Source organism: Streptomyces lasiicapitis, assembly GCF_014646335.1.
GTDB classification, from domain to species: Bacteria; Actinomycetota; Actinomycetes; order Streptomycetales; family Streptomycetaceae; genus Streptomyces; species Streptomyces lasiicapitis.
In genome coordinates this window covers 38,497-52,650 of record NZ_BMNG01000011.1, presented here as the reverse complement: position 1 = coordinate 52,650, position 14,154 = coordinate 38,497, and the positions used below count along the sequence as shown (strand labels likewise).

The 14,154-nt window shown below is 72.0% G+C and carries 12 protein-coding genes; 7 read left to right on the top strand and 5 right to left on the bottom strand.

All coding sequences use genetic code 11. The annotated features are described in order from the left end of the window. Positions 1 to 6: 6 nt before the first annotated feature. The 5 genes from IEY91_RS23805 to IEY91_RS23785 all read left to right on the top strand — a co-directional run bounded on the left by IEY91_RS23805 (position 7) and on the right by IEY91_RS23785 (position 5,080). Positions 7 to 1,293 carry an amidohydrolase family protein gene (locus IEY91_RS23805; RefSeq protein WP_164328643.1) on the top strand — a complete coding sequence of 429 codons (1,287 nt, stop codon included), beginning with the start codon at positions 7 to 9 and terminating at the stop codon, positions 1,291 to 1,293. Then, positions 1,290 to 2,540 carry an amidohydrolase family protein gene (locus IEY91_RS23800; RefSeq protein ID WP_164326091.1) on the top strand — a complete coding sequence of 417 codons (1,251 nt, stop codon included), beginning with the start codon at positions 1,290 to 1,292 and terminating at the stop codon, positions 2,538 to 2,540. Before IEY91_RS23805 ends, IEY91_RS23800 begins: the two co-directional genes overlap by 4 nt. 64 nt (positions 2,541 to 2,604) lie before the next feature. After that, positions 2,605 to 3,345, top strand: a complete 741-nt coding sequence (locus IEY91_RS23795) for a VIT1/CCC1 transporter family protein (protein ID WP_189175627.1) — start codon at positions 2,605 to 2,607, stop codon at positions 3,343 to 3,345. A 98-nt stretch (positions 3,346 to 3,443) separates the two neighbouring features. Beyond that, a complete protein-coding gene (locus tag IEY91_RS23790; RefSeq protein ID WP_229697197.1) occupies positions 3,444 to 4,355 on the top strand; it encodes a sterol desaturase family protein in 912 nt (303 codons plus the stop codon). 101 nt (positions 4,356 to 4,456) lie between these two features. Next, positions 4,457 to 5,080, top strand: coding sequence for a lysoplasmalogenase (locus IEY91_RS23785; protein WP_229697219.1), 624 nt, complete (start codon positions 4,457 to 4,459; stop codon positions 5,078 to 5,080). Here the strand turns inward: IEY91_RS23785 and IEY91_RS23780 are convergent. The 5 genes from IEY91_RS23780 to IEY91_RS23760 all read right to left on the bottom strand — a co-directional run bounded on the left by IEY91_RS23780 (position 5,049) and on the right by IEY91_RS23760 (position 11,755). Beyond that, positions 5,049 to 6,104 carry a CopD family protein gene (locus tag IEY91_RS23780; RefSeq protein WP_189175816.1) on the bottom strand — a complete coding sequence of 352 codons (1,056 nt, stop codon included), beginning with the start codon at positions 6,102 to 6,104 and terminating at the stop codon, positions 5,049 to 5,051. The genes IEY91_RS23785 and IEY91_RS23780 overlap by 32 nt on opposite strands. Positions 6,105 to 6,371: 267 nt before the next feature. Beyond that, a complete protein-coding gene (locus IEY91_RS23775; RefSeq protein WP_229697195.1) occupies positions 6,372 to 7,763 on the bottom strand; it encodes a CoA transferase in 1,392 nt (463 codons plus the stop codon). Positions 7,764 to 7,837: 74 nt separating this feature from the next. Continuing rightward, on the bottom strand, positions 7,838 to 8,428 hold the full coding sequence (locus tag IEY91_RS23770; RefSeq protein WP_229697194.1) for a hypothetical protein: 591 nt from the start codon (positions 8,426 to 8,428) through the stop codon (positions 7,838 to 7,840). Positions 8,429 to 8,550: 122 nt separating this feature from the next. Further along, positions 8,551 to 10,128: a S8 family peptidase gene (locus IEY91_RS23765; protein WP_189175625.1), complete on the bottom strand. Its 1,578-nt coding sequence runs from the start codon at positions 10,126 to 10,128 to the stop codon at positions 8,551 to 8,553. Between the two features lie 7 nt (positions 10,129 to 10,135). Beyond that, complete coding sequence (locus IEY91_RS23760; protein WP_164326095.1) at positions 10,136 to 11,755, bottom strand: S8 family peptidase; 1,620 nt, start codon at positions 11,753 to 11,755, stop codon at positions 10,136 to 10,138. A gap of 351 nt (positions 11,756 to 12,106) precedes the next feature. Here IEY91_RS23760 and IEY91_RS23755 point away from each other — a divergent pair, with 351 nt between their 5' ends. Together IEY91_RS23755 and IEY91_RS23750 are read left to right on the top strand one after the other, a co-directional pair. Continuing rightward, positions 12,107 to 12,472 (top strand): DUF485 domain-containing protein, encoded by a 366-nt coding sequence (locus tag IEY91_RS23755; protein WP_164326096.1) that lies wholly within the window; start codon positions 12,107 to 12,109, stop codon positions 12,470 to 12,472. Beyond that, positions 12,469 to 14,106, top strand: coding sequence for a monocarboxylic acid transporter (locus IEY91_RS23750; protein WP_189175624.1), 1,638 nt, complete (start codon positions 12,469 to 12,471; stop codon positions 14,104 to 14,106). The genes IEY91_RS23755 and IEY91_RS23750 overlap by 4 nt, the downstream gene beginning before the upstream one ends. Positions 14,107 to 14,154 lie beyond the last annotated feature (48 nt).

Below are 14,154 nucleotides of genomic sequence, written 5' to 3'. Positions count from 1 at the left end.
TTGACGATGACGGCTCAGCACGATCCGTACTTGATCATCTCCTCCGACTGCCACGCCGGCCTGCCCACCGAGGAGTACCGGCCCTATCTGGACGCCCGGTTCCACCGGGACTTCGACGACTTCCTCGCCGGGCGCGAGCGGCGCCGTGAGGAGATGACGCGGCTCGGCATCCGCAACGAGGCCTTCGCCGCCAAGTGGTTCAGCGACAACGAGGAGGGCCTGAAGGGCGGCTGGGACGCCGGGCAGCGGCTGAAGGAGCTGGACGGCGACGGGGTGGCCGCCGAGGTCGTCTTCCCCGACGCCGACGCCGTGGACAGCCAGACCGCCGCGCCCTTCGGCGTGGGACTCGGCCTCTCCGGAGACCAGGACCCCGAGCTCGGCATGGCGGGCGCGCAGGCGCACAACCGGTGGCTCGCCGACTTCGTGTCCCAGCATCCCGAACGGCACTGCGGTGTCGCCCTGCTGCCCGTCACCGGAGACGTCGACCGGGTGGTGGCGGAGGTGCGCCGCGCCAAGGAGTCGGGGCTCGGCGCCCTGATGATCCCCTCCATGTGGGTCGACAAGGCGCCCTACCACGACCGGCGTTACGACCCCGTGTGGGCCGCGGCCGCCGAGTGCGCGATGCCCGTGCTCACGCACTCCGGGGCGGCGCCCCGCCACGAGTACGGCGACCATCTCGGGATCTACGTCTCCGAAGTGACGTGGTGGCCCGCGCGGCCCCTGTGGTTCCTGCTGTGGTCCGGGGTCTTCGAGCGGCACCCGGGGCTGAGGTTCGGGGTCGCGGAGTCGGGCTGCTGGTGGCTGCCGAACCTGCTGTGGTTCATGGACCGCCTCTACCTGGGCGCGCACGGCGGCAAGAAGCTGTCGCCGTTCGCCGAGCTGAAGCGCCCGCCGCACGAGTACCTGGACCGGCAGATCTTCGTCTGCGCGACCAACACCAAGCGCCGCGAGCTTGCCCAGCGCTACGAGATCGGCGTCGACAACATCCTGTGGGGCAGCGACTTCCCTCACCCCGAGGGCACCTGGCCCGACACGCGCGCGTGGCTCGCGAAGACCTTCCACGACATCCCCGTGACGGAGACCCGCCGCATGCTGGGCCTGGCCGCCGCCGAGGTCTTCGGCTTCGACACCGAGCGCCTCGCGCCGTTGGCCCGCCGCATCGGCCCGACCCCCGCCGACCTCGGCCAGGCCGACGACCAGGAGGCCGTGACGGCGTCCTGGGCGCGCTCGCGCGAGGTGGGCCGCCACTGGCTGACCGACCACGACTTCCCGACGCTCGGGGTGACCCCATGACAGACACCAGGACGTACGCCGCGACCGACCGCTACACCGTCGTCTCCGCCGACTGCCACGCCGGCGCCGACCTCCTCGACTACAAGCCGTACCTGGAGAAGCGCCACCACGACGCCTTCGACGCCTGGGCGGCCACCTACGTCAATCCGTACGAGGACCTGCTCGCCGACACCGCCGACCGCAACTGGAACTCCGACCGCCGCGTCGCCGAGCTGGAGGCCGACGGCATCGTCGCCGAGGTCGTCTTCCCCAACACCATCCCGCCGTTCTTCCCCTCGGCGTCCCTGATGGCCCCGGCGCCGACCCGCGAGGAGTACGAGCGGCGCTGGGCGGGCCTGCGCGCGCACAACCGCTGGCTCGCCGACTTCTGCGCGGCGGCGCCCGGACGCAGGGCGGGCGTCTTCCAGATCCTCCTCAACGACGTCGACGAGGCGGTCGCGGAGATCCGCCGGTCGGTCGGCGCGGGGCTCACCGGCGGGGTCCTCGTGCCCGGTACGCCGCCGGGGTCGGGCCTTCCCGAGCTGTACTCGCAGACGTACGACCCGATCTGGGCCGTCTGCGCCGAGCTCGGCGTGCCCGTGAACCACCACGCGGGTTCGGCGTCGCCGCCGCTCGGCGACGAGCCCGCCGCGCGCGCGGTGTTCATGGTGGAGACGACGTGGTTCTCGCACCGGGCGCTGTGGCACCTGATGTTCGGCGGCGCGTTCCGGCGCCACCCGGAGCTGAAGCTGGTCCTCACCGAGCAGGGCTCCGGCTGGATCCCGGGCGTGCTCGCGATGCTGGACTACTACCACGGGCGGCTCGTCGCGGCCGTCTCGCGCCGGGACACCGCCGAGTCCAAGTTCGGCGCAGGTCTCTCCGAGGCCATGGGCAAGGGGCCCTCCGAGGTGTGGCGGGACAACTGCTACGTAGGTGCCAGCTTCATGCGGCCGCACGAGGCGGCGCTGCGCGACCGCGTCGGCCTCGACAAGATCATGTGGGGCAGCGACTACCCGCACGACGAGGGCACCCACCCCTACTCGCGCGAGGGCCTGCGCGCGGCCTACGCGGGCCTGCCCGCCGACGAGGTCGCGGCGATGGCGGGCGGCAACGCGGCCCGTGTGTACGGCTTCGACCTCTCTCGGCTGGACGCGATCGCGGCCCGGGTGGGGCCCACGGTCGGCGAGATCGCCGAGCCCCTGAAGGAACCGCCGGCCGCGGCGACGAGCCCGGTGTTCGCTCCGGGGGGTGGGGTGCGGGTGTGGTGACGCGGGTGCGGTGACGGTCGCGCCGGTGCCCCGTGTGCGGCGGCGCGGGTGAGACCCTCCCCGGGTGAGCGATCAGGCACCCGACGGGGGCGGTTCCCCCGCGCCGGTCCACGACGAGGCCCACGGCGGCGCGCTCGGCGCCCGCCTCAACTGGCTGCGGGCCGCCGTCCTCGGCGCCAACGACGGCATCGTGTCCACCGCGGGCCTCGTCGTCGGCGTCGCGGGCGCCACCGGCGAGCGCGCCACCATCCTGACGGCGGGCCTCGCGGGGCTGCTCGCGGGATCCATGTCGATGGCCGCGGGCGAGTACGTCTCCGTGTCCACCCAGCGCGACTCGGAGAAGGCAGCCCTGGCCCTGGAGAGGCGCGAACTGCGCGAGCAGCCCGAGGCCGAACTCGCCGAGCTGACCGACCTGCTCGCCGACCGCGGGCTCAGCCGCGACGTGGCCCGCGAGGCCGCCGCACAGCTCACCGAACGCGACGCCCTGCGCGCCCACGCGCGCGTGGAGCTCGGCATCGACCCCGACGAGCTCACCAACCCCTGGCACGCCGCCTGGGCGAGCTTTCTCGCCTTCACCGCGGGCGCGCTGCTCCCGCTGCTCGCCATGGTCCTGCCGCCCGCCGACTGGCGCCTCGGCGTCACCGTCCTCTCGGTCCTCGGCGCGCTCGCCCTCACCGGCTTCAGCAGCGCGCGGCTGGGATCGGCACAGGTCCGGCCCGCGGTCGTGCGGAACGTGGCGGGCGGGGCGCTGGCGATGGCGGTGACGTACGGTGCCGGGGCACTGCTGGGGGCGGCCGGGGTGTGACTTTGGCGGAGATCACCAAAAACCAGGGCCGTACCCGCGGTAATACTTATCAGTAACAACCTCTAGCGGCGGCTCAACGGCCGTTCTACGGTGCACGCATGTCCCCGAACCTGCCCGATGTCGTGCTGTGGTCCGTCCCCGCGTTCGTGCTGCTCACGGTCATCGAGATCATCAGCCACCGGGTCCACCCCGACGAGGACGCCGCCGGGTACGAGACCAAGGACGCCGCCACCAGCATCACCATGGGGCTCGGCAGCCTCGCCTTCGACTTCCTCTGGAAGATCCCGATCGTCGCGATCTACACCGCGCTGTACGCGGTGACGCCGCTGCACGTGCCCGTCCTGTGGTGGACGATCCCGCTGATGCTGCTCGCGCAGGACTTCTTCTACTACTGGTCGCACCGCGGCCACCACGTGATCCGCGTCCTGTGGGCCTGCCACGTGGTGCACCACTCCAGCGAGAAGTTCAACCTCACCACCGCGCTGCGCCAGCCCTGGACCACCCTCACGGTGTGGCCGTTCTACCTGCCGCTCATCGCCTGCGGCGTGCATCCGGCCGCGCTCGCCTTCTGCTCCGCGACGAACCTCGTCTACCAGTTCTGGATCCACACCGAGCGCATCGACAAGCTGCCCCGGCCCTTCGAGTACGTCTTCAACACCCCCTCCCACCACCGCGTCCACCACGCCTCCCAGGGCGGCTACCTGGACCGCAACTTCGGCGGCATCCTCATCATCTGGGACCGTATGTTCGGCTCCTGGGTGGCGGAGACGGACCGCCCCGTCTACGGCCTGACGAAGAACATCACCACCTACAACCCCCTGCGCGTGGCCACCCACGAGTACGCGGCGATAGCCAAGGACCTGAAGGGGGCGTCCAGTTGGGGCGAACGGGCGGGACGGGTGTTCCGGGGGCCGGGATGGCAGCCGCAGCACGCTACAGGCACCGGTCGGCCCGCGGCGGCGACCGAGGTTCCGGTGGCGCAGGAGCGGACGCCGGAGAACGCCGCGTGAACAAGGCGCAGCAAGGCCCTCCCTCCCCGGCCGTGCCCACGGTCGCGGCTGCCGATGCGCCTGCGCCCACCCCGCGCGACCGCTACGGCACCTGGACGCTCGTGGCCTTCGCCCTCGCCGCGGCGGGCGACCTGGCCAGCCTCGCCGCCGGGTCCGACGTGGGCCACATCGTCCTGAAGCCGCTGCTCATGCCCCTGCTTGCGGCGTACGTGACGTTCAGGCGTGGCCCCCGCCTGCTCACGGCCGCGCTCCTCTGCGGCTGGGCCGGCGACACCCTCCTCCTGGCCGACGCCGACCCCGTCTTCCTGGCGGGCATGGGCGCCTTCGCCGTCGGCCACGTCTGCTACCTGGCGCTGTTCCGCCGACACGGCGAGGGCTACGGCACGGCCCGCGCCCGGGGCGCCTTCGTCGTCGGGACGTACGCCTCCGCCCTGATCGTCACCGTGGCGCTCCTGTGGCCCGACCTCCCGTCGGACATGCGGATCCCGGTCGCGGGCTACAGCCTGCTCCTCACCGCGATGGCCTTCGGAGCGACCACCCTCGGCCTCGCGGCCGCGGCGGGCGGCGGCCTCTTCCTGCTGTCGGACACCCTCATCGCCACCGACGTGGCGAACTGGCCGCAGGCCCCCCGCCCCGACTTCTGGATCATGCTGACCTACCTCGCGGCACAGACCCTGCTGACCAGAGGCGTACTCACCAGCGGATCGGCAACGGCACGGCGGTGAGCAACGCCGACATCGCGACCACCGCGCCGAGGACGACCACCTCGGCGCGCGCGGGGGCGTACGGGGTGAGCGAGGCCGCCGGGGACCGCTTCAGGCGGCGGCGGGCGAGCAGCGCGAGCACGGCGACGACGGCCACGAGCAGCACCTTGGCGAGCAGCGTGCGCCCGTAGGCCGTGTCTGTGAGCTGGTCCACCACGGTGTCCGGCGGCATGCGGCGCAGCGTGCTGAGGATGCCCGTCGCGGTGATCGCGGCGAACAGGACGGCGGCCACGCGCGCGTAGAGCCCCAGTACGGCAATGCCCGCCTCCGGGGCGTCATTTCGCCAGCGCCGCAGCGTACGCAGCGCGTAGAGCAGACCGCCCGCCCACAGCGCCGCGCACGTCAGGTGCACCAGCGTGAGCCCGGAGCCGACGAGCGCGGTGTCCTCCGTCGGCGGGTGCGCGCGCAGCGCCTCCGCCACGATCACGGCGGCCAGCGGCAGCACCGCGCCCCCCGGGCGGCGGGAACGCGCGCAGAGGGCGGCCACGACGAAGGCGTTGACCTCAAGGAGCGCGAGGCGGCCGTCCCGTGACTGGTAGAGCCCGCCGACGTCCAGGTCGGACGGCTGGTGCGGCACGAGGTTGCCGCTGGCCACGACCGAGGCGAGCCCGAGCGCCGCCACACAGCCCGCGGCGGCGGCCCACCACCCCCACCCGGGCGGCACCGACGCCGGCGCCCCCGGCACTCGGCGCGCGAGCCGGCGTACGAAGATCTCGCCCAGCTGCACACAGATCGCCGCGAACAGCACCGTCCGCAGGAAGGTGATGCCCGGCGTGCCCGGCGCCTCGGCCTCACCCGTGCCGTCGAGGACGGCGGTGGGCCCGAACAGCGGGACCACCGCCGCGACGGCCACGAGGACGAGCACGGCGACGGCACGGCGGCCCGAGGCGGGGTGACGGTGCGTGGCGGGGACGTGCGGGGAGGCGGCCGCGTGCTGGGTGGCGGGCGCGGGGGCGGTGGCGGCCGCGTGCTCGGCGGCGGGCATACGCGGCGAGGCGGCCGCGTACTCGGCGGCGGGCACCTGCGGCGCGGCGGCCGCAACATGCTCGGCGCCGGGCGCGGGCGGGGAAGCAGCCACGTACTCGGCGGTGCCCGCGTGCGGGGAGACGGCGGCCTGGTCTGCCGTCGACTCGCCTCCTGGTTCCACTGACGGTCGTATGGAGCTCACCACAAGATCTTCACCAGTCGTCGCACTCCCGGGCAAGTCCGGGCAAACAACTGGTGGGCTGTGATTCCGGCCGAACGCGCCGGGTCAGCGCCACACGGGCGCGTCCCCGCCCCAACTGCCCGGCGGATTCTCCCAGTTCACAGGCCCGTCGGCGAAGGCCACCGGCGGACGCGCGTACCGCAGCCGCCCCCGGCCACCGTCCATCCCGGTGAGCCAGGGCTCCGCCGAGTACGTCGGCCACCCCGTGAGCCACGCCGCCGTCCGCGCCAGCGCGAGCCGCACAAGCACCGTGCCGCCCGTGCCCGCGCCGCCCGCCGCCCGCTCGGAGAGCGCACGCAGCACCGCCGCCGCCAGCAGATACCCCGTGCCGTGGTCCAGCGCCTGCGCGGGCAGCGCGCCCGGGCTCTCCGGCGAGCCCTCGGCGACCGCGATGCCGGACGCCACCTGCACCAGGCTGTCGAAGCCGCGGCGGTCGGACCACGGCCCGCTCGTGCCCCACGCGGAGAGCTGGGCGACCACGAGGCCGGGCCGGCGCTCGGCCAGCGCGTCTGGGGCGAGGCCGAACCGGTCGAGCGTGCCGGGCCGGTAGCCGGTCACCACCACGTCGGCCCCGGCGAGCAGGTCCTCGAAGGCGCGCCGGTCCGCGCGGTCGCGGAGGTCGAGGGCGGCGGACCGCTTGCCGAAGCCGGTGTCGGCGTGCTGGTCGGGGAGTTCGGGCAGGTGCGGCGGGTCGACGCGGAGCACGTCGGCGCCGAGCAGGGCGAGCGTGCGGGTCGCCACGGGCCCGGCGATGACCCGGGTGAGGTCCAGGACACGCAGCCCGGCCGCGGGCAGCAGCGGGTCCGTACCACCGGGCAGCGGCGGCAGTGGCGCCACCTCGCCAGGACCGCCGACGTCGAGCCGCTCCCGGCCCACCAGAGGAAGCCCGGCCACCGCCACCCCCTGCGGATGCGCGGCCCACTCGTCCGGCGTGCGCAGGGCGACGGCCAGGCCCCCCGCGGCGTACACCGATTCCTCGACCTCGAAGGCGGACAGCTCCGCGAGCCGTGCGCCGACGGACTTCACCGCGGCATCGTCCTCGGACGCCTCGCCGTCCCCGAGGCCGAGCGCGGCCAGCAGTCGCGCCCGGTGGTGCGGGTAGTTGGCGTGCGTACGCACCCAGCCGTCGGCGGTCCGCCAGAACCGCGACAGGGGCGCGAACGTGACCGGCGCGCGCCCGTCCACGAGCAGTTGCCGTTCACTGGTGAACGCGGCGGCGACGGAACCGTCGTCCACGCGCGCGTGCGGCACGTCCCGCCCGGTGCGCAGGGCGGCCAACTCGGCGGCGGCGAGCGCGCACACGCCCACACAGGAGCGGGCGAGCGCCCGCACGGGCAGCCTCGCGGGGAGGGTGTCCTCACGTACGACGGGGGAGAGCCGCGAGAGCAGCGCGGGATCGCCCCCGAGCGCGGCCCAGGCGACCTCGGCACCGCTCAAGGGCGAACTGCCGTTCAACGGCGAATCACCGCTCAAGGGCGAACCACCGGCATCATCGGCCCACGACGAGTGCGTCACGCGTGCCTCGCCCCGGGGTAGGCATCCTGCGGCCCCGTAGCCCCCGGCGACGAAGCCGCCGACCACCACAGCCGGATCTCCTCCGCCGGGTCCGACGGCCGCAGTTCCCATCCCCGCGCGGTCGCCGCCTCGATCACGTACGTGCCGCCCGCGCCGCGGTACTTGCGCAGCGGCACCTCGCACTCGGCGGGCGGACCGGCCTTCTTCGGCGCCTTCGGGGCCGACGCCTGCTTCGTCCACTTGTCGAGGTATGCGTCGGTCCGCGCGCGGTAGAAGCCGGCGTCGCCCTCGTGCCGCAGCTCGGGCCAGGTGACGGTCCAGCGGGGCCAGACGGAGATCTTGCCCAGGGTCGCGTCCATCGCGCGCTCGGCGCCGCGCTCGAAGCCGGGGATGATCGTGAGGATTTCCGCGAACACGGCGACGACGAGGGTCGCCGCCATCAGCACCAGGAGCAGCAGCCACCACAGCGGCAGCAGCAGCACCGTGAACACGAATCGGAGCCACAGCCGCGCCGTGGAGCGGGCGGGTTCGGGCCGCCACCCCTCGTGGCCCGAGTAGACGAATGACGAGTCCTGGTACGCGTACATGGACCGCATCCTAGGGATGGCATGTGCACGCGAGAGGGCCGGGTGGTCCTCGACCACCCGGCCCTCACACACCTCACTGAGGCGTCACGGACGCCTCAGCCAGGCGCCACTCGCGTACGCCATCACTTCCGCACGGCGTCCAGCGCGTCGGCCATGCCCACGCCGTAGAAGCCGTTCTTGTTCTTGCCGCCCTCGCACACCGCGTCGATCTTGCCGTCGCCGTCGATGTCGTACGGGTCGGTGCACGTCATCGCGTCGGCCTGCCGGTAGAGCAGGGCCTTCACCCGGGCCGACGAGGCCTTGGGGTGCGAGGACTTGATGAGCGCGGCCACGCCCGCGGCGTGCGGTGAGGCCATCGACGTACCGGCCTTGTAGCCGAACTTGTTGCCCGGCAGCGTCGACAGGATCAGTCCGCTGGTGGCGGGCGGCTGCGGCTTCTGGAACGCCGTGGAGTCGCCGCCCGGCGCCGTGATGTCGACGACGCCCTTGCCGTAGTTCGAGAACGACGACTTGATGTTCTTGGCGCCCGTGGAGGACACGGTCACCACGCCCGGCAGCTGCGACGGGATGTCGAAGCAGTCCGCGGTCTTGATGGTCCGCTTCACCGGGGTCGTGTCGTTCGGGCTCGACTCGTCGACGATCTCGTCCTGGGCGAGGTCCGTCTCCGCGTTGCCGGCCGCGGCGACGTTCACCGCGCCCTTGCGCTCCGCGTAGCGGGTGGCCCGCCCGACCGCGTCGACGAGGGCCTTCTGGTCCTCGTCGGTACGGCAGTTGAACAGCCACGGGTCCGTGTAGTAGCTGCTGTTCGTGACGTCCACGCCGTGGTCGGCCGCCCACATGAAGCCGCAGACGACGGCCTCCGTGTAGTACAGGCCCGTGGCGGGCTCGGCCACCTTCAGGCTCGCGACCTTCACGCCCGGCGCGACGCCGGTGACGCCGGTGCCGTTCTTCGCGGCGGCGATGGTGCCCGCCACGTGCATGCCGTGGTCGCTCTCCTTGGCCACCGGACGCCACGCGTTGTCCTTCTGCGTGGGCACGCCGCCCAGACAGCTCGCGGACGCGCGCTTGTCGAAGTTCGGCGCGATGTCCGGGTGCGTGTCGTCGACACCGGAGTCGAGGACGCCGACGGTGACCTTCGGGCTGCCGAGGGACACCTTGTGTGCCTGGTCCGCCTTCATGGCGGGCAGGTCCCACTGGAGCGGCTCCAGCTCGTCCTGGTCGCCCGCGGCCCGGCCGGCGGCGGTCTTCGCGGCCTTGGCCTCCTTGGCGGAGAGCGGCCGTGACTCGTCGATGTCGTCGCTGGTCTGCGCGGACAGCGGCGCCGTGCGCGTGGCACCGGCCGACTGCACGCCCTTGACCTTGCGGATCGTCTTCGCGAAGTCGGCATTCGCGGAGTGGACGACGATGACGCCGATGCGGTCGTACGAGATCACGACCTTGCCGCCGGCCTTGGCGATGGCCTTCTTGACGTACTTCGACGCCCAACCGCCTTGACCGGTGCGGACGTTGACGACGTAGCTCATCGACGAGCCGTCAGCGGCGGCGGCGAGGACACCGGAGCCCGCGGCCGCCGGAGCCGCGGGAGCGTCGGGCTGCGCCGAGGCCGTGCCCGGCAGGAAGGCGAGCGCCGACACCACGGCGACACCGAGGGGGAGGGCGAGCGCGCGCCGAGCGAGGGGGGTGTGGGAGTGACTGGTCATCGGGCCCTCACTTCTTGACGGCGTCGAGCGCGTCGACGATCCCGTGGCCGTAGAAGCCGTTCCGGTTCTTGTCGCCCTTGCACACCGCGTCGACCTTGCCGTCACCGTCGGGGTCGTACGGCTTGGTCGGGCAGCCGGGGTTGTCCGCCTGGCGCTTCAGCAGTCGCTGCAGCTCGGCCGGGCCCGCCTTGGGGTGCGTGGACTTCAGCAGCGCCGCGACGCCCGCCGCGTGCGGGGACGCCATGGACGTGCCCTGCAGCCACGCGTACTGGCCGCCCGGCATCGTGGAGAGGATGCCGCCGTCCTTGGAGGGGGTGTCGGTCGGCAGCTGGTAGCGCCGGTCGCCGCCGGGGGCCGCGATGTCGACGACGCCGTTGCCGTACGTGGAGTAGTACGACTTGGCGTTGTACACGCCCGTCGCGCTGACGGTGACGACGCCCGGGAGCTGGGCCGGCACGTCGAGGCACTTGTGCGGGTCGATGGTGCGGGTGACCGGCGTGGAGTCGTCGGGGCTCGAGGTGTCGACGATCTCGTCCGCGTCCAGGTCGTGGTTGGAGTTGCCCGCGGAGGCGAGGTTCAGGGTGCCCTTCTTCTGGGCGTACAGCTGGGCCCGGTTCACCGCGTCGAGGATGGCCCGCTGGTCCGGGTCGTCCTTGCAGTTGTAGAGCCACGGGTCCACGTAGTAGCTGTTGTTGGTGATCTCGATGCCGTTGTCGGCGGCGAACACGAAGGCGCAGACGACGCTCTCCGGGAAGAACAGCTCGCTGACCGGGTCGGCCACCTTGATGCCCGCGACCTGCACGCCGGGCGCGACACCCGCGACGCCGACGTTGTTGCGGGCGGCGGCTATCTCGCCCGCGACGTGCGTGCCGTGGTAGTGGTCCGGCTTCGCCGGCCGCCAGGCACCGGCGGAGGTGTCGGCCTTGCCGCCGACACAGCTCGCGGACTGCTTCGCCGAGAAGTTGGGCGCGAGGTCGGGGTGGGTGTCGTCCACACCGGTGTCGATGACGCCGACGGTGACCTTCTTGCTGCCCGGGTTGATCTTGGCGGCCTTGTCGGCGCCGATGGAGCGCAGGTCCCACTGGTCGGCCTCAAGGGGCTCCTGGGCCGGGGCGGCGCCCTTGCCCGAAGCGGCACCCTGCGGCAGGGACTTGCCCTGCTCCTTCGAAGCCTGCTCCTTCGCCGCCCGCTGCTGCGCCTTCGACAGGAAGGTCGGCGCGCCCTCCTGCGTCGTGGCGGCCGGGGTGAGCGGGGAGGTGCGGGTGGCGCCCGCGGAGTGCACACCGCGCACGGCGCGCAACTGCTTGCCGAAGTCCGGATTGGCCGAGTGCGCGACGATCACGCCGATCTTCTTGTACGTGACCACGACCGTGCCGTCGGCCTTGGCTATCGCCTTCTTCACGGCGGCGATGGTCTTGGCGTCGGTACGGGTGTTGACGACGTACGCCAGCTTGGCCGCCGCCGCGGTGTCGGCGGCCCGCGCGGTGGTGGAACCGGGGGCGTCCAGCGGGGCGGCGGTCGCGACGCCGGGCGCGAAGCCGACCGCCGCGGCGAGAACGACGCCGAGAGGCAGCGCGAGCGCCAGTCGTCTGGAGCGCGACGTGCGCGAGGAGCGCAGATGAGCCATGGGATCTCCACATCATCCGGATACGGAACTGCCCGAACACTGCTGGTGCTCGGGCAGGTGCATGACGAGTGGTGCAGGGTGAAGTTATCCCCCGAACTCCCAGGCCAGCAATGGCTTCCCGCAGAAAGCGGGAAAAGGCGGAGTTCGACCGCTTCGGGCGCGCCGTCGTGACGTTGAACAGTGGACAGAACCAATATCAGCCCCTGTCGGATCACGTCCCCTGGGCTTAGCATCACCATCCGCGGCACACGTGATCCGCGTCACTTCAAGCGCTTCGAGAGCAGAGAACACACCGATCACATGGACCGCACCGCTTCCGTCCCCACCGCCCCCGCACCACGAGGAGACTCCGTGGCCACCGAACCGCCGCCACCGAAGGGCGGCCCAGAACCCACGCGCCGTACTCCCTCCACGGAGGAGTTCGTCGAGGTGCAGCAGAGTGCGGAGTTCGGCGAACTGCGCGCCGCCCACCGCTCGTTCGCCTTCCCCCTCACCATCGCCTTCATCGCCTGGTATCTCCTGTACGTCCTGCTCTCCAACTACGCGGGCGACTTCATGGGCACCAAGCTGTTCGGCAACATCAACGTCGCCCTGGTGCTCGGTCTCGGGCAGTTCCTGACCACCTTCCTCATCGCCTGGTTCTACTCGCGCCACGCCGCGTCGAAGCTCGACCCGAAGTCCGAGGCGATCAAGTCCCGCATGGAGGGCGACGCATGAGCCCCGCGCACACCGCCGTCATCGACCTGGCGGCGGCATCCGACGCCTCCGAGCACCGGCCGCTGATCATCAGCCTCTTCGCGGCCTTCGTCGTCGCGACCCTCGTCATCACCGTCTGGGCGGGTCGGCAGACCAAGAGCGCCGCCGACTTCTACGCCGGCGGCCGCCAGTTCACCGGCTTCCAGAACGGCCTTGCGATCTCCGGCGACTACATGTCCGCCGCGTCCTTCCTCGGCATCGCGGGCGCCATCGCCCTCTTCGGGTACGACGGGTTCCTCTACTCCATCGGCTTCCTGGTCGCCTGGCTGGTGGCGCTGCTCCTGGTCGCCGAGCCGCTGCGCAACTCCGGCCGCTACACGATGGGCGACGTCCTCGCGTACCGGATGCGCCAGCGCCCGGTCCGTACGGCCGCGGGCACCTCCACCATCGTCGTGTCGATCTTCTACCTGCTCGCGCAGATGGCGGGCGCGGGCGTCCTCGTCTCGCTGCTGCTCGGCATCACCACCGACGCCGGCAAGATCCTCATCGTCGCCCTGGTCGGCGTCCTCATGATCGTCTACGTCACCATCGGCGGCATGAAGGGCACCACCTGGGTGCAGATGGTCAAGGCCGTCCTGCTCATCACGGGCACCGTGCTCATCACCTTCCTGATCCTGCTGAAGTTCAACTTCAACGTCTCCGACCTGCTCGGCTCGGCCGCCTCCAACAGCGGCAAGGGGTCGGCGTTCCTGGAGCCCGGACTCAAGTACGGCGCCACCGGCACTTCGAAGCTGGACTTCATCTCGCTCGGCATCGCCCTGGTCCTCGGCACCGCGGGCCTGCCGCACATCCTGATCCGCTTCTACACGGTGCCCACGGCCAAGGCCGCCCGTAAGTCCGTGAACTGGGCGATCGGCATCATCGGCGCCTTCTACCTGATGACGATCGTCCTCGGCTTCGGCGCCGCCGCCCTGCTCAAGCCCGGCGACATCATCGCGTCGAACAAGGCGGGCAACACCGCGGCCCCGCTCGCCGCACTGGAGATCGGCGGCGGCGGTGACTCGGCCGGCGGCGCCATCCTGCTCGCCGTGATCTCGGCGGTCGCCTTCGCCACCATCCTCGCGGTCGTCGCGGGCCTGACCCTCGCCTCGTCGTCCTCGTTCGCGCACGACATCTACGCGAACGTCATCCGCAAGGGCCAGGCCACCGAGAAGGAAGAGATGAAGGCGGCCCGCTGGTCGACCGTGTTCATCGGCATCGTCTCCATCGCGCTCGGCGCCCTGGCCCGCGACCTGAACGTCGCGGGTCTGGTCGCCCTCGCCTTCGCGGTCGCGGCCTCCGCGAACCTGCCGACGATCCTCTACAGCCTGTTCTGGAAGCGGTTCACCACGCAGGGCGCGCTCTGGTCCATCTACGGTGGCCTCACCGCGGCCGTCGGCCTCGTGCTGTTCTCGCCGGTCGTCTCGGGCAAGCCCACCTCGATGTTCCCCGACGCGAACTTCGACTTCTTCCCGCTGGAGAACCCGGGCCTGATCTCCATCCCGCTGGGCTTCCTGCTCGGCTGGCTCGGCTCGATCCTCTCCAAGGAGGAGCCGGACAAGGGCAAGTACGCGGAGCTGGAGGTCAAGTCCCTCACCGGCGTAGGGGCCCACTGACCGGACATTGTTCATCTGCCTGTAGCGGCCGCGTCGTAGAGTCCTACG

What these genes read in the sequence shown, in the direction of transcription:
- IEY91_RS23805 (WP_164328643.1), top strand. Translation starts at nt 7, where the DNA reads ATGACGGCTCAGCACGATCCGTACTTGATCATCTCCTCCGACTGCCAC.
- IEY91_RS23780 (WP_189175816.1), bottom strand. Translation starts at nt 6,104, where the DNA reads ATGCCCGCCGCCGAGCACGCGGCCGCCACCGCCCCCGCGCCCGCCACC.
- IEY91_RS23760 (WP_164326095.1), bottom strand. Translation starts at nt 11,755, where the DNA reads ATGGCTCATCTGCGCTCCTCGCGCACGTCGCGCTCCAGACGACTGGCG.
- IEY91_RS23800 (WP_164326091.1), top strand. Translation starts at nt 1,290, where the DNA reads ATGACAGACACCAGGACGTACGCCGCGACCGACCGCTACACCGTCGTC.
- IEY91_RS23750 (WP_189175624.1), top strand. Translation starts at nt 12,469, where the DNA reads ATGAGCCCCGCGCACACCGCCGTCATCGACCTGGCGGCGGCATCCGAC.
- IEY91_RS23770 (WP_229697194.1), bottom strand. Translation starts at nt 8,428, where the DNA reads ATGTACGCGTACCAGGACTCGTCATTCGTCTACTCGGGCCACGAGGGG.
- IEY91_RS23765 (WP_189175625.1), bottom strand. Translation starts at nt 10,128, where the DNA reads ATGACCAGTCACTCCCACACCCCCCTCGCTCGGCGCGCGCTCGCCCTC.
- IEY91_RS23790 (WP_229697197.1), top strand. Translation starts at nt 3,444, where the DNA reads ATGTCCCCGAACCTGCCCGATGTCGTGCTGTGGTCCGTCCCCGCGTTC.